At 63.4% G+C, this 19,676-nt stretch carries 5 protein-coding genes; 4 read left to right on the top strand and 1 reads right to left on the bottom strand.

Features of this window, described 5'->3' with window-relative positions; translation table 11 throughout:
* Positions 1-5 precede the first annotated feature (5 nt).
* Genes H597_RS29900 through H597_RS0105945 form a run of 3 tightly spaced genes read left to right on the top strand, consistent with a single transcriptional unit; the run spans position 6 to position 18,876 of the window.
* A complete protein-coding gene (locus tag H597_RS29900; protein WP_035373166.1) occupies positions 6-16,085 on the top strand; it encodes a non-ribosomal peptide synthetase in 16,080 nt (5,359 codons plus the stop codon).
* 20 nt (positions 16,086-16,105) lie between these two features.
* Positions 16,106-17,569: a cytochrome P450 gene (locus H597_RS0105940; RefSeq protein ID WP_211232011.1), complete on the top strand. Its 1,464-nt coding sequence runs from the start codon at positions 16,106-16,108 to the stop codon at positions 17,567-17,569.
* A 38-nt stretch (positions 17,570-17,607) separates the two neighbouring features.
* Positions 17,608-18,876: a tetracycline resistance MFS efflux pump gene (locus H597_RS0105945; protein WP_028101325.1), complete on the top strand. Its 1,269-nt coding sequence runs from the start codon at positions 17,608-17,610 to the stop codon at positions 18,874-18,876.
* 17 nt (positions 18,877-18,893) lie between these two features.
* Here the strand turns inward: H597_RS0105945 and H597_RS35625 are convergent, their stop codons facing one another.
* Positions 18,894-19,163 carry a hypothetical protein gene (locus H597_RS35625; RefSeq protein ID WP_051293557.1) on the bottom strand — a complete coding sequence of 90 codons (270 nt, stop codon included), beginning with the start codon at positions 19,161-19,163 and terminating at the stop codon, positions 18,894-18,896.
* Here H597_RS35625 and H597_RS33955 point away from each other — a divergent pair.
* Positions 19,068-19,643, top strand: coding sequence for a 4'-phosphopantetheinyl transferase family protein (locus H597_RS33955; protein WP_229632109.1), 576 nt, complete (start codon positions 19,068-19,070; stop codon positions 19,641-19,643). The genes H597_RS35625 and H597_RS33955 overlap by 96 nt on opposite strands.
* Positions 19,644-19,676: the final 33 nt, after the last annotated feature.

Genomic DNA, 19,676 nt, shown 5'->3' on the forward strand with positions numbered 1-19,676 from the left:
GAATTGTGCAAGAACAACTGAAAAAACTGCTGGTCAGCTGGGTTTCCGCGCAAATGAAGGTCAATGCACAGGATATCGACGGCGACACGACCTTGAGCGAATACGGCTTCGACTCTGTGGCCCTGACCGGGCTGGCCAACACCATTGGCCAGCGTCTGGACATCGAGATCACCCCCTCGGTATTCTTTGAACATCCCACGCTGGACGGCCTCTCCGCTTACCTTGCGCGCGAATACGCGGTGCAGTTGGCCCCGAAATTCACGGCAGCCGTGCAGGTCGCGACGCCGGAAAATGTACGCGAAGAGCCGCGTGACATCGCGCCCGCGCGCCGTCGCGGCGGTTACGCAAGACAAGGGCAGGCTTTCGCTACGCTCGCACCGCAGACAGGTGTTGAGCCGGTGGCGATTATCGGCATCAGCGGCCAGTTCCCGATGGCGCGCGATGTGAATGAGTTCTGGCGCAACCTGTCCGAAGGCAAGGACTGCATCAGCGAGATTCCTTCCGCCCGCTGGGATGCCAGCAAGACCGATATCAAATGGGGCGGCTTTATCGATGGCGTCGACCAATTCGATCCGAAGTTCTTCGGCATTTCTCCCAAAGAGGCGGAGCTGATGGATCCGCAGCAGCGCCTCGCGATGATGCATGTATGGAAGGCGCTGGAAGACGCCGGCTATAGCGGCCACGCGCTGGCTGGGAGCGATACGGCCATCTTCATTGGCACCGGCCCGACAGGCTACGGCAATCTGCTGAATCAGGCGGGGTTGGGCGGCGAAGCCTATACGTCCACGGGCAGCGTACCTTCGGTAGGCGCCAACCGCCTGAGTTATATGTTTGACTGGCATGGCCCAAGCGAGCCGGTGGAAACGGCGTGTTCCAGCTCGCTGGTCGCGATACGGCGCGGCGTACTGGCGATCCAGAGCGGCGAATCCTGCGTGGCGGTGGTGGGTGGCGTCAACACCATCGTGACGCCGGAAGCCCACATCAGTTTCAGCAAGGCGGGCATGCTGTGTAAGGACGGCCGCTGCAAGACGTTCTCGGACCAGGCCAACGGCTATGTGCGCGCGGAGGGCGCCGGCATGCTGGTACTGAAAAAACTGTCGGCCGCCGAACGCGATGGCGACCATATCTACGCCGTGGTACGGGGCACGGCCGAGAATCACGGCGGCCGCGCCAACTCGCTGACTGCCCCAAACTCCCGGGCCCAGGCGGAGCTGCTCATTGCGGCATACCGTCAGGCCGGCATTGACCCGCGCACGGTCGGCTACATTGAGGCGCATGGCACAGGTACGGCGCTAGGCGATCCGGTGGAGGTGACGGCGCTGAAATCGGCCTTCAAGGCGTTGTACGCCGGCAGCGGTAGCGGCGACACCGCGGCGCACTGCGGGCTGGGATCGGTGAAATCGAATATCGGACATCTGGAACTCGCGGCTGGCGTGGCCGGCGTGATCAAGGTCCTGCTGCAAATGAAGCACAAAACCCTGGCCAAAAGCCTGCATTGCGAAACGCTGAATCCCTATATTGATCTCAGCGCGAGCCCATTCTACGTGGTGCAGCAGGCGGCGCCGTGGAACGCCTTGCAGGATGCGTCAGGACGCGACTTGCCGCGTCGGGCCGGCGTCAGTTCCTTCGGCTTTGGCGGCGTGAATGCCCACGTGGTACTGGAAGAGTACATTGCCCCTGCGCCGGCCGTGCCACCAGCCGGCCCCGCTATGGTGGTGCTCTCGGCGCGCAACCCCGAGCGCCTGCAGGAACAGGTACAACTGCTGCTGGAAGCGCTCCAGCCGGGCCGGATAGACCCGACCATGCGCCTGGCCGACCTGGCCTTTACGCTACAGACGGGGCGTGAACCGATGGAGGAGCGCCTGGCGATGGTGGCCGATTCATTGGACGATCTACGCTCCCGGCTCGCGGCTTACCTGCGCGGCGACACGAACGCCATCTATCGCGGCCAGCATAAACGCGGCAAGGATGCCATCGCCTCCTTTGGCGCGGATGAAGACCTGGCGCAGACCATCGAGGCGTGGCTGAACAAAGGTAAATTCGATAAGGTGCTCGAGCTGTGGGTCAAAGGCCTGGCTTTCGACTGGAAGACGCTTTACCAGCATGGCGCGAAGCCGCGGCGTGTCAGCCTTCCATCTTATCCGTTTGCGCGCGAGCGTTACTGGGTGCCGGATCAGGCGCGCCAAGCCTTGCCGGCGTCCTTGCTGCATCCTCTGCTGCACCGCAATACTTCCGACTTCTCGGCGCAGCGTTTCAGCAGCCGGTTCTCTGGAAAGGAGTTCTTCTTGGCCGATCACATGGTCCACGGCGTACCGATGCTTCCCGGTGTGGCCCAGCTGGAGATGGCATATAGTGCCGCTGCGGCGGCTTTGGGTAGCAGTGGCAGCCTCGTTTTGCGCCGCATAAACTGGGCGCGGCCGGCCAAGGTTTCCGAAGGGGGGCTTGATCTGCACATCGCGCTGCTGCCTCAAAACGATGGTTCGATCGCCTTTGAAATCTATAGCGAAGCGGGTGAGGCGATGCTGGTCCATAGCCAGGGCGAGGTTCTGCCGCTACCGGAAGCCGGTGCGCACGCCCGGCACAATCTGGCGGAACTGCGGGAACAGTGCGGCAAGGCGCAGTTGGACGCGGAACAATGCTATGCCGCATTTGCCGAGATGGGGCTGCAATACGGCGTGAGTTTCCGTGGCCTGACCTTGCTGCTGGCAGGGCAGGATATCGCGCTGGCGCAGATTCAGCTGCCTTCAGCCGCGCCAGCCGGTGACTTTGTCCTGCATCCGGCGCTGCTGGATGCGGCATTGCAGGCGACGCTGGGCTTGCAGGTTTCGCAGGATGGCGCCGCCCTTGGCACTGGGCTCCTCCTGCCTTTCGGACTGGAAGCCCTGGAGGTCTGCGCTCCGCTTGCCCCGACCATGTGGGCGCTGGTGCGTCGCAGCGCCGGCAGCAGCGCAGACGACGCTGTGCAGAAAATCGATATCGATCTGTGCGATGAGGATGGCACGGTTTGCCTGCGCTTCAAGCAGTTCAGCGTGCGCGCCGTGGGTGCCCCAGCTGCGCGACCGGTTGTTGCACCGCGCCCGGCGGCGGTCCAACCCGCATCGGATGCGCTGCGTGAACAGAGCATCCTGCAGTTCAAAAAATTGATTGGCGGGGCGATCAAGGTTGCCGTCGCCGATATCGACGCCACCGTCAGTTTCGACCAATACGGAATCGACTCCATCCTGGTGATGGAACTGACCGGCGCCTTGCGCGAGGTCTTCGGCAACGACAGCGATATCAGCACCACGATTTTCTTCGAATACCAAAGCATTGAAGAACTGGTGGACCATTTCCTGCGTACCGATCGTGCGGCGCTGGTGCGCTGGACAGGCCTCGGCAGCGCTCCGGCGCACATTCCTGCAGCCCCGCAGGAGGCATCGCCGGAGCGGGCGGATGAGCCCAAGCTGATCGCCAAAATCGCCAGCGCGCGCCGCTTCCTGGCTACAGCCGTTCCCGCGCCATCGCAAGCGTCGGTCAATAGCGCACCCTTCGACGTGGCCATCATCGGCCTGTCGGGACGCTACCCGCAGGCAGACGATGTCAATCAGTTCTGGGAAAACCTGCTGGACGGGCGCAACTGCATATCCGAGATTCCGGCTGAACGCTGGGATAGCGCAAAGGTCTACGACGCGCGTCGTAATCAGCCCGGCAAGAGCTACAGCAAATGGGCGGGCCTGCTGAACGATGTGGCCGGCTTCGACCATTTGTTCTTCAACATAACGCCGCGCGAGGCCCAGATGATCAGTCCACAGGAACGCTTGTTCCTGCAGGAGGCCTATGCATCGATCGAAGACGCGGGCTATACGCCAGCCGGCCTTTGCCCAAGCAGGAAGGTCGGCGTGTTCGTTGGCGTCACCCATGAATACTATGCGACCGGCAGCCGCTTCTGGTCCATCGCCAACCGCGCCTCCTACCTGTTCAACTTCCAGGGGCCGAGCATGGCGGTCGATACCGCTTGTTCGTCCTCGTTGACCGCCGTGCACATGGCGATCGAAAGCCTGCGCTGCGGCAGCAGCGATGTTGCCGTGGCCGGTGGCGTCAACTTGATCCTGGCGCCGGGCCATATGGCCGACCTGTCCGAACTGACGCTGCTCTCCGGCGGCGACAAGTGCAAGGCTTTTGCCGCCGACGGCGACGGTTTCGTGGATGGCGAAGCGGTGGGTGCGCTCGTCCTGAAACCTCTGCAAAAAGCGATTGCCGATGGCGACCATATTTATGGCGTCATCAAGGGCAGCGCAGTGAATTCCGGCGGGAAGACCAATGGATTTTTGGTTCCCGGCCCGAATGCGCAAGCGCGGGTGGTGCAGGACGCACTGGAGCGCGCAGGCGTCGATGCGCGCTGCGTCAGCTATCTGGAGGCGCAAGGCACGGGCAGCAATCTGGGCGATCCTATCGAGATCGCCGGTTTGAACAAAGCTTTCCGCAACTGGACCGGCGACCAGCAGTTCTGCGCCATTGGTACGGCAAAATCCAATGTCGGTCATTGCGAAAGCGCCAGCGGCTTCGTCGGCATCAGCAAGGTACTGATGCAGATGAAGCACGCCACACTGGTTCCCAGCCTGCACGCAGCCAAACTCAATCCGCAGATCGATTTCGCCGCTTCGCCCTTTGTGGTGCAGCAGGCGGCAAGCCCATGGGCGCGTCCTGTGCTGGAGATCGGCGGGCGGCAGCGCGAGTACCCGCGTATCGCCGGGGTGTCGTCTTTCGGTGCCGGCGGCAGCAACGCCCATGTCGTGATCGAAGAGTATATCGCTCCTGTTCGGGAGAGCTCACTCGTGGGACCGGCCCTGATAGTGCTGTCCGCACGCGATGAAGAAGGCCTGCAGCGCCAGGCTGATCGCCTGCTGGATGCCATTGCGCCGGAACGCGGCGCTGCGCTTCCCGCACTGGGCGACCTTGCCTTTACCTTGCAGACCGGCCGTGAGGCGATGGAAGAACGCCTGGCATTGCTGGCCGATTCCATCGGAGACCTGCGCCAGATATTGCAGGCGTTTGCCAACGGCCAGTCGGCCCCGGACGGCGTCTATCGCGGCCAGGCCAAACGCAGTGCTCTAGCGGCGCTGGCCGACGATGAGGACATGAGCCTTACCGTGCAGGCCTGGATTACGAAGGGCAAGTACGGCAAGCTGCTCGATCTTTGGGTGAAGGGATTCACCTTTGACTGGCATGCACTTTATAGCGCGGACGGGGCGAGCAAACCGCGCCGTATCAGCCTGCCAACTTATCCATTCTCCCGCCATCGTTTCTGGACCGATGTGCGCTATCCTGAACAGCCGGAGCTTGCCGCGGCCCTGCGCGGCAACCAGGTGCTGGCGTCGCCGCAAGATAGCGTTGCGGTTGCGCCAGCCGGCACCGCGTTGGACGGCGAGCAAGCCATGCTGGCTGTATGGCGTGCCTTCTTCGGCCGACCCACCCTGCAGGCGGACGACAACTACTTCGACCTGGGCGGCGACTCCCTTCTGGCGACCCAGCTGGTTACCCGGATCGGTCTCGATCTGGGCCTGGAATTGCCGGTCAACGCGGTATTCGAAGCGCCCACGGCCGCGTCCCTGCAAGCCTGGGCCGTGGCGCGCGGCCTGGTTAGCACCATCTCCGCACCTGCGCGCAGCGTGATTCCGCGTTCCCCGCGTACGGCCGGGACGCCGCTCTCATTCGCCCAGCAACGCCTGTGGTTCCTGGACCAAATGGGCAGCCACAATGCGCTGTACAACGTCGCCGGTGCAGTGCGCATGTGTGGAACGCTCGATCATGCGGCGCTGCTGCGTACACTGAATACGGTGGTGCAGCGCCACGAAGCGCTGCGCACCACGTTCGTCATGGCGGATGGAAAACCAGTGCAGGCGATCGCAGCGCAGCTCGATCTGTCGCTGGCCGTGACGGACCTGAGCGGCCTGCCGCCATCGGAGCGCGAAGCCCGCGCCAAATGGCTGCTGCAGGACGAGGCCCAGGCGCCGTTCGACCTTGCGACCGGACCGCTGATCCGCGCGGGCCTGCTGCGCCTCGGCGCGCAAGAGCATATCCTGCTGGTGACCATCCACCACATCGTGTCTGATGGCTGGTCGATGGGGGTACTGGTGCGCGAAGTCGGCGTGCTGTATGCCGCCTATGTGCAGGGCGGATCGTCGCCATTGCCGCCACTGCCTATCCAGTATGCCGACTTCGCGGAATGGCAGCGCCACTGGCTGAGTGGTGCTGTGCTGGGACGGCAACTGGATTACTGGCGCGAGCGCCTGGCAGGCAGTGTGGAATTGCTGAATCTTCCGACTGACCGTCCGCGTCCCGCCGCGGCAACCCATGTCGGCGCCAGCATGCCATTCTCGATTCCCGCCGCATTGACGGCCAAGCTGCGGAAGCTGAGCCGCGGCAAAGACGCCAGCTTGTTCATGACGCTGTGCGCCGCCTTCAATGTGCTGTTGGCCCGCTATTCCGGCCAGAATGACGTTTGCATCGGTACGCCGATCGCCAACCGCAACCATGCCGGGCTCGAAGGCCTGATCGGCTTCTTCGTCAACACCCTGGTGCTGCGTACGCAAGTGGACCTGGAACAAAGCTTCAATGCGCTGCTGGAGCAGGTGCGCGGACATACGCTGGAAGCCTATGCCCATCAGGACGTACCTTTCGAACACCTGGTCGAGACGCTGCAACCGAAACGTCACGCCAGTTATACGCCGCTGTTCCAGGTCATGCTGGTTCTGCACAACACGCCGATGGGGGAACTGGTTCTGCCGGGCCTGGCCATGACACAACTGGAGAGCGAAGGCGTATCGTCGAAGTTCGACTTGAGCCTGGTGCTACGCGAAGGCGAGGGTGCACTGGCGGGCTGTATCGAATATGCCACCGACCTGTTCGACGCCGCCACCATTGCACGCATGGCCGAACACTTCACCCGTTTGCTGCAAGCCGTTGCGGACGATCCCGCGCGCGCGCTCGACACTCTCCCGCTATTGGGTGAGGCGGAACGCCAACAGCTGATTCACGGTTGGAACGATGGCGCACGCGCTAATCCCGCGCATGCCAGCACCATTTCGCAGCTGTTCGAACAGCGCGCGGAACGCCATCCAGGCAGCCTTGCGCTGACCTGCGGCGGCAGCAGCATGAGCTATGGGGAACTGAACCAGCGTGCCAACCAGCTTGGGCATCAGTTGCGTGCCCTCGGCGTAGGACCGGATGTACTGGTCGGTGTTTGCGCCGAACGCTCGCTGGAAATGGTAGTGGCCTTGCTCGGCGTGCTGAAGGCGGGTGGGGCTTATCTGCCGCTGGACCCTGCCTATCCCGCCGAGCGCCTGGCGCATATGCTATCCGATGCGCAGCCGGCCGTTCTACTGGCCCAGGATCATCTGGTCGGGCGCTTATCCACCGGCGGCATTGATGTCGTCAGCCTGAACCTGCAAAAGACCTCGCTGGCGCGCTACTCCACGCAGAATCCGCAGCAGGCGGCAGGCGCCGAACATCTGGCATACGTCGTCTACACCTCGGGATCGACAGGCCGACCGAAAGGTGTGCCGGCCACGCACCGCAACGTGCTGAGTCTGGTGATTGACGCCAGCTATTGCGCCCTGGACGAAAGCGACAGCGTCCTGCAATTTGCACCGCTGTCGTTCGATGCGGCGACCTTTGAAATCTGGGGCGCGCTGCTGAACGGTGCGCGCCTGGAGATCTTCCCGGCGGCCTTCGAATCGCTGCAGCAGCTGGCGTCTGTGCTGGAGCGCTCGTCCGTCACCACCTTGTGGCTGACGGCGGCGATGTTCAACCAGATGGTCGATCATCATCCGGCCAGCCTGGCGAAACTGCGCCATGTACTGGCCGGCGGCGAAGCGCTGTCGATGGCGCATGTGAAACGATTCGTGCAGGCTAGCGCAGGACAGGTGCGCCTGACGAATGGCTACGGTCCGACCGAGAATACGACCTTCAGCTGCTGCCACGACATTGGTGATGACGCGCTCCGCCTCGGATCCATTCCGATCGGCCGCGCCATCGCCGGCAGGCAAGCCTATGTGCTCGACACCAAGCTGGAACCGGTTCCGGTCGGGGTGGCGGGCGAATTGTATCTGGCGGGTGATGGCCTGGCGCGCGGTTATCTGAACCGCCCGGACCTGACGGCCGAGAAATTCCTGCCTTGCCCGTATGCCGAGCAGGCCGGCGCGCGTATGTACCGCTCGGGCGACCTGGTACGCCGCCTGGCCGACGGCAGCATCGAGTTCCTGGGACGTATCGACCATCAGGTCAAGATTCGCGGCTTCCGTATCGAGCTGGGCGAGGTCGAGGCCGCGCTGACGGAGCTGCCTTATGTACGCGAGGCGGCGGTCCTTGCGCGTGAGGATGATAATGGCGGCAAGCGCCTGGTGGCCTATCTGGTTGGACAACCTGGCCAGGCAATTCCCGATACGGCGGATCTGCGCGCCATCCTGCTGCGTGCACTGCCCGAATATATGGCGCCGCGCCACTTCGTGGTGCTGGAGGCGCTGCCGCTCACGCCTAACGGCAAAATTGATCGCAGCGCCTTGCCCCTGCCGGCCATGGGCGGCGATGCGGAAGGCTATGTTGCGCCACGCACGCCGGATGAAGAGAAAATGGCGCGCATCTGGGCCGAAGTGCTGCAGTTAGGGCAGGTGGGGGTGCACGACAACTTCTTCGACCTGGGCGGCCATTCGCTGCTGGCGACTCAGCTCGTACAGCGCGTGAATGCCGGCTTCCAGGTCGAGGCCACACTGCACGGTGTCTTCGCCGCGCCGACCGTGGCGGAACTGCTGGCGCAGATCCTGCCTGCGCAGGCCGCAGCGGCCAGCCCAGCCCCACAAAGCGCTGCCGCCACAGTATGTGCCGATGGGCCGGGCGATCCGGCAGCGGCGCCGCTTGGCGAAAGCTATCCGGTGTCGTTCTCCCAGCAGCGCCTCTGGCTGGTGGACCAGGTGGGCGGCAGCAGTGCCCTGTATAACATCCCGGTAGCAGTGCGCATGAGCGGTAAGCTCGATCGCGCCGCGCTGCAAGCGGCCTTGAACGATATCGTCCAGCGCCACGATACACTGCGCGTCTGTTTCGACAGCATCGACGGCACCCCGGTCCAGCGTATCCTGCCGCAGCTGAACATCGTGCTGGGAGCCGCCGACTTGCGCGCGCTGCCGCCCCAGGAACGCGAAGAGCGCGCCCATGAGCTGCTGATGGACGAGATCAAGCAGCCCTTCAACCTGCAAACCGGACCGCTGATCCGCGCCAGCCTGGTGCAGAAGGGCGAGCTGGATTACCTGTTGCTGATGACGATGCACCATATCGCATCGGACGGCTGGTCAATGGGGATCCTGGTGCGCGAGATGGGCATGCTGTATGCCGCCCACGCTTATGGCGCGCCTGCTGCACTGGCGCCGCTGCCGATGCGCTATGTCGATTTCGCGCAATGGCAGCGCCAGTGGCTGAGCGGCGACGTTCTGGAGCGCCAGCTGAATTACTGGAAGCGCCAGTTGGCCGACGGTCCTACGTTGCTGACGCTGCCGACCGACCGGCCGCGTCCTGCCGCCCAAAGCCATGCCGGTGCGGCGCAGTCTTACGCGATTCCGGCCAAACTGGTGGCGCGCCTGCAGGCGCTGAGCCGTCAAGCCCACAGTACGCTGTTCATGACGCTGGCCGCCGCCTTCAACGTACTCCTGGCACGCTATGCCAACCAGAGCGATATCTGCATCGGTACCCCAATCGCCAACCGCAATAACGCGGATATCGAAGGCCTGATCGGCTTCTTCGTCAATACCCTGGTGCTGCGTACCCAGGTCGATCTGAAGCAGGACTTCAACAGCCTGCTCAAACAGGTGCGCGACAACACCCTGGATGCGTACTCCCACCAGGATGTACCGTTTGAACAATTGGTTGAAGCCGTGCAGCCGGAACGCCACGCCAGCTATGCGCCGTTGTTCCAGGTGATGCTGGTCTTGCAGAACGCGCCAATGGGCAAGCTGGAAATGCCAGGACTGGAGCTGGAACGCATGCCGAACCAGGGCCTGACGGCAAAGTTCGACCTGACTTTGGCCCTGACAGAGGAAAACAATGCACTGAGCGGCTACTTCGAATACGCGACCGATCTGTTCGACGCGGGCACTATTGAGCGCATGGGCCAGCACCTGACGCATCTGCTGGAAGCGATTGCCGCCAACCCGGCTTGTCCGGTTGGACTGCTGCCGATGCTGGCCGACGCAGAGCGCCACATGCTGTTGCGTGGCTTTAACGATACCGCCACCGTTTATCCGGCTATTCAAGGCGATACGCAGACCCTGCACCAGCTGTTCGAAGCCCAGGTGGCGCGCACGCCGCATCACCAGGCCGTGGTGTACGAGGGCCGCAGTCTGACGTATGCGGAACTGAACGCTCGCGCCAACCAATTGGCGCGCCATCTGCGCCAGTTGGGCGTGGGACCGGATTCCCTGGTCGGCCTGTGCACCGAGCGTTCTCTGGAGATGATTGTCGGCCTGTATGGTATCCACAAGGCCGGCGGCGCTTACGTGCCGTTGGAGCCGAGCTATCCGCAAGACCGCCTCGCCACCATCGCGCAGGATGCCGCCGTCAAAGCCATCCTTACCCAGCAGCACCTGCTGGAGAACGTGCCTACGGTGCCTGGTATCCCGGTCTTCAGCCTTGATAGCGACGCCAGCGAGCTGGCAGCTTACGACAGCACGAACCCGGAAAACTTCACCCAGCCGAATAACCTGGCGTATGTGATCTACACATCGGGCTCCACCGGTAAGCCGAAAGGCGTGGGCATCGACCAGCGCGGCATTGTCAACCGCCTGAAATGGATGCAGGCCGAATACCTGCTGACCCCTGCCGACCGCATCATGCAGAAAACGCCGTTCAGCTTCGACGTCTCGGTGTGGGAATTCTTCTGGCCCCTGATTGAAGGCGCCACCCTGGTAGTCGCCAAGCCGGGCGGTCACCAGGACGTGATGTACCTGGCCAGGTTGATCGACGCGGAACGGATCACCACCATGCACTTCGTGCCGCCTATGCTGGAGGTCTTCCTCAACGAAGCCGAAGGCGATTGCGGCAACACGCTGCGCCAGGTCATGTGCAGTGGCCAGGCCTTGCCGATGGAGCTGCAGCAGCGCTTCTTCTCGAAATGGCAGCACGTGGAACTGCATAACCTGTACGGCCCGACCGAGGCATCGGTGGACGTCACTTACTGGCAGTGTCACGCGCAGAGCATGCTCTCCTGCGTCCCGATCGGAAAGCCGATCGCCAATATCCAGATCCATATCCTGGATGCCGAATTCAATCCGGTGCCGGTCGGCGTGGTCGGCAACCTGTATATCGCCGGTATTGGCCTGGCGCGCGGCTATGTCAACCGGCCGGACCTGACGGCGCAGACCTTTATTCCGAACCCTTATAGTGCAGAACCGGGCGCGCGCATGTATCTGTCGGGCGACCTGGCCCGCTATCTGCCGGACGGGAATATCGAGTATCTGGGCCGCAGCGACCATCAGGTCAAGATCCGTGGCCTGCGCATCGAGCTGGGCGAGATCGAATCGGCCATCGCGGCGCAGGAAGCGGTGCGCGACACCGTGGTGCTGGCGCGGCCGGATGAACGCGGCATTCCGCGTCTGGTCGCCTATCTGGTGGCGCACGGCGGTCAAGCCTTGCCGGACGATGCCGCGCTGCGTGCCGTCCTGCTGCAAAGCCTGCCGGACTACATGGTGCCGGATTATTTCGTCGCGCTGGACCTGATGCCGCTCACGTCGAACGGCAAGGTTGACCGCAAGGCGCTGCCGGCGCCGGATATGAGCCGGGAAGAGGCCGTGTACGTGGCGCCGCGCAACCGCCGCGAGGAAACCATGGCCGGCATCTGGGCCGACATCCTGTCGCTGGAGAAGGTCAGTGTCGAGGATGACTTCTTCGCGCTGGGCGGCCACTCCCTGTTGGCGACCCAGCTGATGTCGCGCATCAAGAAGACCTTCCAGATTGAGCTGCCATTGCGTGATCTGTTCGACGCGCCGACGGTCGCCTTGCTGTGCGCGAAGCTGCCGCCGGACGAAGAGGAGGCCAGTGCCGCCGTCGCGCCGCCGACGCAGCAGCAGCCTGCGCTGCCCCTGTCTTTTGCCCAGCAGCGGCTCTGGTTCCTGAACGAGTTTGAGCCGGGCAGCGCATCCTACAACCTGCCTTCGGTCATGCGCATCAGCGGCATGCTCGATGCGGCGGCCCTGGAACGCGCCCTGAATGAAATCGTGCGCCGCCACGAGGCGCTGCGCACCAGTTTCCGCATGGGTGATGGCGCGCCGGTACAAGTGATCGCGCCACAGCTGCATTTGCCGCTGCCATTGACGGACCTGAGCGCGCTGCCCGCTTCGGAACGGCAGGCCAGGGCACTCTGGCTGACACAGGACGAAGCCCAGGCACCGTTCGACCTGGAGGCCGGGCCCGTGCTGCGCAGCAGTCTGCTGCGCCTGGCGCCGCAGGAGCATCTGCTGCTGCTGACAATTCACCATATCGCTGCCGATGGCTGGTCCCTGGGGGTGCTGATGCGGGAAATGGGGACGCTGTACGCCGCCTTCACGCAGGGGCAGCCTTCGCCGCTGCCCGAGTTGCCCATCCAGTATGCGGAATTCACCCGCCGCCAGCGCGAGTGGCTGAGCGGAGAGGTGCTGGAGCGCCAGCTGGCGTACTGGGCGCGTCGGCTGGACGGCGTTCCCGGCTTGCTGCAACTGCCGACCGACCGTCCGCGTCCGCCGATGCCAAGCCATCGCGGCGCCCAAGTGGCGCTGGCATTCCCGCCTGAATTGAGCGCGCGGCTGCGCGCCTTCAGCCTGCAAAAGCAAAGCACCCCGTTCATGGTCTTGTGCTCCGCCTTCAACGTGCTGCTGGCGCGGTACTCGGGGCAGGACGATATCTGCATCGGTACCCCGATCGCCAACCGCAACCGGGACGATATCGAAGGCCTGATCGGCTGCTTCGTCAACACCCTGGTGCTGCGCACACAGGTCCAGCTGGGGCAAAGTTTCTCGGCCTTGCTGGAGCAGGTCAAGCAGAACACGCTGGATGCCTATGCCAATCAGGACATCCCGTTCGAACAACTGGTGGAACGCCTGCAGCCCGAACGCAATCCCAGCTATTCGCCGCTGTTCCAGGTGATGCTGGTGCTGCAGAACATGCCGTCCGGTCCTTTGGAACTGCCTGGCTTCCGCATCGATACGGTGCCTCCTGAAAGCGCCACCGCCAAGTTCGACCTGACCTTGATCCTGGCGGAAGGAAAAAACGGCTTGGAGGGCAGCCTGGAATATGCCGCCGAGTTGTTTGATGCCGCCACGATCGAACGCATGGGGCGCCATTTCGTCCGCTTGCTGCAAGCGATCGTCACGGATCCGGACCGTCCGCTCGGCGATCTGCCGCTGATGCGCGAGGACGAGCTGCATCGCATGCTGCGGCAATGGAACGAGACCGATCTGCCGTCGCTGCCAGCGCACGGGACCCAGACCATGCACCAGTTAGTGGAAGACCAGGTTGCGCGCACGCCGCAGCGCGTGGCCCTGATGCACGAGGGCCGTGCTGTCAGCTACGCCGAGCTGAATGGGCGAGCCAACCGGCTGGCCCATTATCTGCGCGGCCAGGGTGTGGGGCCGGACGATCTGGTCGGCGTATGCATGGAGCGTTCGGCCGATATGGTGGTCTGCCTGTTGGCCGTGCTGAAGTCCGGCGGTGCATATGTACCGCTGGACCCGGCATATCCCGCAGAGCGGGTCGCCGCCATGCTGGGAGATGCGCAACCCAAGGTGTTGCTGACGCAAGAACAACTGCTGGCCAAGCTGCCCGTGTTGGCGGGGGTGACCGTATTCTGCGTCGACGCACAACAGCAGCAACTGGCTTCCCATAGCGATGAAAACCCGGTCAACCGCACCCTGGGCCAGCATCTGGCCTATGTGATCTACACCTCCGGCTCGACGGGAAGGCCGAAGGGCGTGGCGATCCAGCACTTGAATGCGGCGGTCTTCATCCACTGGGCCCTTGGGCAATTCGACGCCGCCTGGCTGGACAAGATGCTGGCATCGACTTCGATCTGCTTCGATCTGTCGATCTTCGAAATCTTCGTCCCCCTCAGCATGGGCGGATCGGTCTGGGTGGTGCGGAATATCCTGGACTTTGCCGAAAGGGCGGAGCAATTCCCCGTCACCCTGGTGAATAGCGTGCCTTCGGCCATGGCCGAAGTTGCGCGCAGCACGACCTTGCCAGCCTCGGTGAAGGTGGTGAATCTGGCCGGCGAGGCCTTGCCGAACGCCCTGGCGCAGGCGCTCTACCAGCAGGAGCCGGTGCAGCGGGTATTCAACCTGTACGGTCCCTCGGAAGATACGACTTATTCCACCTGCGCCCTGGTGGAGAAGGGCGGCGATGCGGCCATCAGCATCGGCAAGCCGATCGCCAATACCCAGGCCTATATCGTGGATGCCCGCCTCAATCCCGTTCCGCTGGGCGCTGCTGGTGAGCTATGCATCGCCGGCGACGGCCTGGCGCGCGGCTATCTGCACCAGCCGGGCCTGACGGCGGAGAAATTCATCCCCAATCCCTTCGGCAAAACCCGCGGCACCCGCATGTACCGTACCGGAGACCTGGTGCGGCAGCGGGCGGACGGCATGCTCGAATATCTGGGCCGGATCGACCATCAGGTCAAGATCCGCGGCTTCCGCATCGAGCTGGGCGAGGTCGAAACCGCACTGCAGGCACTGGCCGGCGAGGCCGTGGTGCTGGCGCGCGAAGACCACGCTGGCGACAAGCGCCTGGTCGCTTATCTGGCGGCGGGCGAGGGCAGGACGGTACCGGACGCCGAATTGCTGCGCGCCGGCTTGCTGCGTACCCTGCCGGAATACATGGTCCCCAGTCATTTCGTGACACTGGAGCGCATGCCGCTCAATCCGAACGGCAAGATCGACCGCAAAGCCTTGCCTGCGCCGGACATGACGCGCGCGTCGGCCGCGCATGTCGAACCGCGTGGGGCGATGGAAGTACAACTGGCGGCCATCTGGCAGGAAGTTCTCAAGGTCGAGAAGGTCGGTGCGACCGACGATTTCTTCGCCCTCGGCGGACATTCGCTGCTGGCGGTGCACTTGATCTCGGCCATCCGCCGCAAGCTTGACGCGGAAATCGCGGTGCGCGACCTGTTCGTCCACCCAAGCCTCCAAGCGCTGGCCGCTTTCCTTGACACGCACAAGCACGCCGGGCGCCATCCCAACCTGGTGCCGATCCGTCCCGCCGGCAGCCAGGCGCCGCTCTTCCTGATTCATCCAGTTGGCGGCGAGGTGCAGTACGCCTACGATCTGGCGCGCCATCTGGATGCCTCGCTCCCGGTTTACGGCTTGGCCGCCAGCGGCTGGGCGCAAGGCGAAACGCCGCGCGCCAGCATCGAGGCCATGGCTGGTGCCTACCTGGAGGCGATCCGTCAGGTACAGCCGTCCGGGCCCTATTCGCTGGCGGGATGGTCACTGGGCGGCATGGTTGCTTACGAAATCGCCCAGCGCCTGCACGCGGCCGGTGAGCGCGTGCGCTTCCTCGGCATGATCGACAGCGGCAGCAGCGCCAATCTGCGCGCCACAATGACGCTGGCTGCCAATGGCGAGTTTGACCAGGCCTGCGCCTTTTTGCAGTGGGTGAGTGACCTGCATCCAGGCCTCGATATACAGCGCCACACGGCCGTCGCGCAACTGCTGGAGCTCGGGCGCCGCAATGAGCTGGACGCCATGATCGCCTTGTGCAAGCGCGAGCAAATCCTCGATAGCCGTCTGGATGACGATTTCGTGCGGCGCACGGTCGCCATCTACCAAGCTGGTGGGAAGGCGGCGCTGGCCTATGAGGCACCGGCCCCCGCAGGCACGGTCCATCTGTTCAGCGCCGAGCGTGCACCCGGGGTCGACGCCACGCTGGGATGGCGCAAACTGTTGGGCGGCAGCCTGCAACACATCACGATCGGCGGCAGCCACGCCACCATCGTCAAACCGCCGCATATCGAAAAACTGGGCAAAGGCATCAGCGCCGCCCTGAGCAGCGCTGCGCCGGCCGCCAGCACCAACGATAGCCGGGTCGCATAAAAATACCTAAGGAGATGCATATGTCGGATACTTCTACACTTTCCATGAGCCCTGAAGCCGGGGAACCGGTCCAGCTCAAATACTCGCGCACGATAGCCGATCTGCCGGGCCCCAAACCCAGCCCCTTTTTCGGCAACCTGCTGCAGCTTGACCGCAAGCGCATCCACGTCACCGTGGAAAACTGGATTCGCCAGTTCGGCCCGATCTTTCGCTTCAAGATCCTGAACCACAACGTGGTTGTGGTTTCCGACTATGCGGTGGTATCAAGCCTGCTGCGCGACAGGCCGGCCGGCTTCCGCCGCCACCAGGCCGGCGTCACCATCATGAAGGAGCTGAAGATCGACGGCGTGTTCGGCGCGGAAGGCGATGCCTGGCGCCGCCAGCGCAAGCTGGTCATGCGCGGCATGAACGCCGAAGTGGTGCGCAATTTCTTCCCCACCATGGTGAACATGACCGAGCGCTTGATGTTGCGCTGGAAGGCGGCGCTGGAAGCGGGGAAGCCGGTCAATGTGCACCGCGACCTGAAGGCGATGTCGCTGGACGTGATCGTGGCCCTGGCTATGGGCTTCGAACTGAATGCCATTGACTCCGACGGCAATCAGCTGCAGCGCGATATCGACGGCCTCTTCATGCGCCTTGGCCAGCGCATGAACGCCATCTTCCCGCATTGGCGCCGCGTGCGCCTGCCGCGCGACCGTGATGCCGACGCGTCGGCTGACCGCATCGAGTTGGCGGTGAAGGACTTCATCCAGAAAACACGCGAACGCATCAAAAACAACACGCAGCTACGCGAGAAACCAGGCAATATGCTCGAGGCGATGATCGTGGCCAGCGAAGAGGAAGGCAACGATTTCACCGACCAGGAATTGATCGGAAACGCCATCACTGCCGTGCTGGGCGGCGAGGATACGACCGCCAACTCCATCGCATGGATGATCAATAACCTGGTGCAGAACCCCGCCGCCGCCGCCAAGCTGGCCGCCGAAGCCGACGCCGTGCTGGGCGAACAACGCTTCATCCAGGACTGGGAGATGCTGACGAAGCTGACTTACCTCGATGCCGCGCACAATGAAAGCCAGCGTCTGAAGTCCGTGGCGCCGGTGTTTGGCCTGGTCAGCAACGAGGCATGCGTTGTGGCCGACACCTTCTTCCCCAAAAATACCGTGGTCTTCGCCTCCGCCGTCGGCGCCAGCTTCGACGAGAACCACTTTCCGCAGTCCAGCCAGTTCCAGCCGGAGCGCTGGATTTTCGACGAGAAGCCGGACGAAGCCAATGACCCGAACCGCAAGCTCTTCCCCTTTGGCGGCGGCACGCGCCTCTGCCCCGGGCGTTTCCTGGCGCTGACGGAAATCCGCATGGTGATTGCCATGTTGTTCCGTAATTTTGAGATCGAACCTGATCCCAAGGCCTTGCCGGTGAAGGAAGTGATGAACTTCTTCATGGTTCCCAGCGGTGTTCCGGTGCGCCTGAAATTGCGCGCCTGATGCCGGTAGACAGATTTTTAAACGGATCGGAATTGAATATGACAAGCAATCCGGCTAAGCGCGACAGCAATGCCGCCATGCCCTTTATCATGCTGACGGTGCTGATCGACATGATGTCGGTCGGTCTGAGCATGCCTGTGCTGGCCCCGCTGATGGGTAGCTTCACCACTTCGCCGGCCGACCAGGCCTTCTGGTATGGCGTGGTAGTGGTGGCCTTCGCCATCGGGAACTTCTTTGGCTCGCCGATACTGGGCGCGCTGTCCGACGCCTATGGCCGCCGCCCGGTCCTGCTGCTTGGCTTTTGCGGCCTGGCGCTGAACTTCTTTGCCACCGGCTTTGCCACGTCGTTGTGGATGCTGGTGGCGGTGCGCCTGGTCGGTGGCGCCATGCAGGCCAATGGCGCGGTGGCCAACGCCTATGTGGCCGATATCACCGCTACGCCAGAAGAAAGGGCGCGCCGCTTCGGCATGCTGGGCGCGATGTTCGGCCTCGGCTTTATTCTGGGACCGGTCCTGGGCGGGCTGCTTGGGGCGATCAATCTGCAGCTGCCCTTTATCGTGTCGGGCAGCCTGGCCTTGGTCAATCTGCTGTACGGCTGCTTCGTACTGCCGGAATCGCTGCCGCCGTCGCGCCGCCGCCCGTTCTCCTGGCGCATGGCCAATCCTTTCACCTCGCTGCGTGCGCTGGCGCGGTTGGACGGCAATGGCCGTCTGGTCACGGCGTTTGCGCTGACCACGCTGGCGCAAACCATCGGCTTTATCATCTGGGTCATTTACGGCAATTTCAAATTCGGCTGGGGACCGCAGGAAAGCGGCTGGTCGGTAGCCGCCATCGGTGTGATGTCGGTGATTGTGCAGGGGGTGCTGTTGAAAGGGCTGCTCAAGGCTCTGGGTCCCCACCGCCTGGCCATGGCCGGCATGTTCTCCGCCTCGGTTGCCAACTTGCTGTATGGCCTGGCGAACGAAGGCTGGATGTTCTACGCGATCATTGTGGCAAATGGCCTGGGTTATATCGTCACCTCGACAATCCAAAGCATCATCTCCAGCTCGGCCGATGCGCGCAGCCAGGGCAATACCATGGGCGCGGTCAGCTCCGCCGGCAGCCTGATGGCGGTGGCGGCGCCGGTGATCGGCGCGCCGCTGCTGGCCATGATTTCGGAAATGCCGCGCAGCGACTGGCGCATGGGCGCGCCGTTCTATTTTTGCTGCCTGCTGCAGGCCAGCGCAGCGCTCTTCGCCTTGTGGCAATTCCGGCGCAATCGTGGACGGGTTGCCGCAACCGAGCCGGCAGCAGAGGCGGCGGGTTGATATGAGGGAGCGGGATGCTAGCCGTTGAAACTGAATGGAAGGCTGCCAGCGCCGGGCCGCAAGCCTTGCCCGGCTTTTGCGGACACTCGCGGTTGCGCTTGCCGCTCGCGGGCCGCGCTTGCGATGCGCAACTGCTGCGTTACGATGCCGCTGGTTTCCATGTATCTGCTTTTGCCGCTGCGGGCATCGCAATGCCTGCGACGATAGAGAGAAGCGTGCAAAAACGCCAGGCTGAATTCTTTTTTGGCCGCCTTGCCGCTGCTTTGGCGATCCAGGAACACGGCCATGCGGCGGGACAGGTGACGATAGGGGCCATGCGGGAGCCCGTATTCCCGGCCGCGCTGGCAGGAACGATCACCCATACCGGCTCGGTCGCAGCGGCCGCCGTGTTGCCCGCGTATTACTGTCAGGGCTTTGGCATCGATATCGAACAGCCCATTGCAGCCAGCTCCATCGACAGCGTGGAACAGCTGGTGCTTGACCGGTTCGAGCGCATTCTGCTGCAAGGGCTGGCGCAACTGCCATATCCGACGGCGCTGGCACTGGTCTTTTCCGCCAAAGAGAGCTTTTACAAAGCCGTGGCGCGCGCAGTGGGCCGCATCTTCGATTTTTCCGCCTTGCGCCTGGAAGCCTTCGACTTGACGGCGCAACGTATGCGGTTCGTGACGCAGGAGGCGCTGTGCGCTGACTGGCCAAGCGGACGCCGATGCGAAGTCGCCTTCTGCTTGCTGGCCGGCGGCGAGGTGTTGACGGCCTTCAGCTGGTAGCGTCGTGATGACCGTGGTCCACAGCAGGCGGTG

The sequence above is a fragment of the Pseudoduganella violaceinigra DSM 15887 genome (assembly GCF_000425385.1).
GTDB lineage: Bacteria > Pseudomonadota > Gammaproteobacteria > Burkholderiales > Burkholderiaceae_D > Rugamonas > Rugamonas violaceinigra.

Bases quoted from the DNA above. Each gene is read 5' to 3' on its own strand.
- H597_RS33955 (WP_229632109.1), top strand. From the start codon at position 19,068: ATGCCTGCGACGATAGAGAGAAGCGTGCAAAAACGCCAGGCTGAATTC.
- H597_RS35625 (WP_051293557.1), bottom strand. From the start codon at position 19,163: ATGGCCGTGTTCCTGGATCGCCAAAGCAGCGGCAAGGCGGCCAAAAAA.
- H597_RS0105945 (WP_028101325.1), top strand. From the start codon at position 17,608: ATGACAAGCAATCCGGCTAAGCGCGACAGCAATGCCGCCATGCCCTTT.
- H597_RS0105940 (WP_211232011.1), top strand. From the start codon at position 16,106: ATGTCGGATACTTCTACACTTTCCATGAGCCCTGAAGCCGGGGAACCG.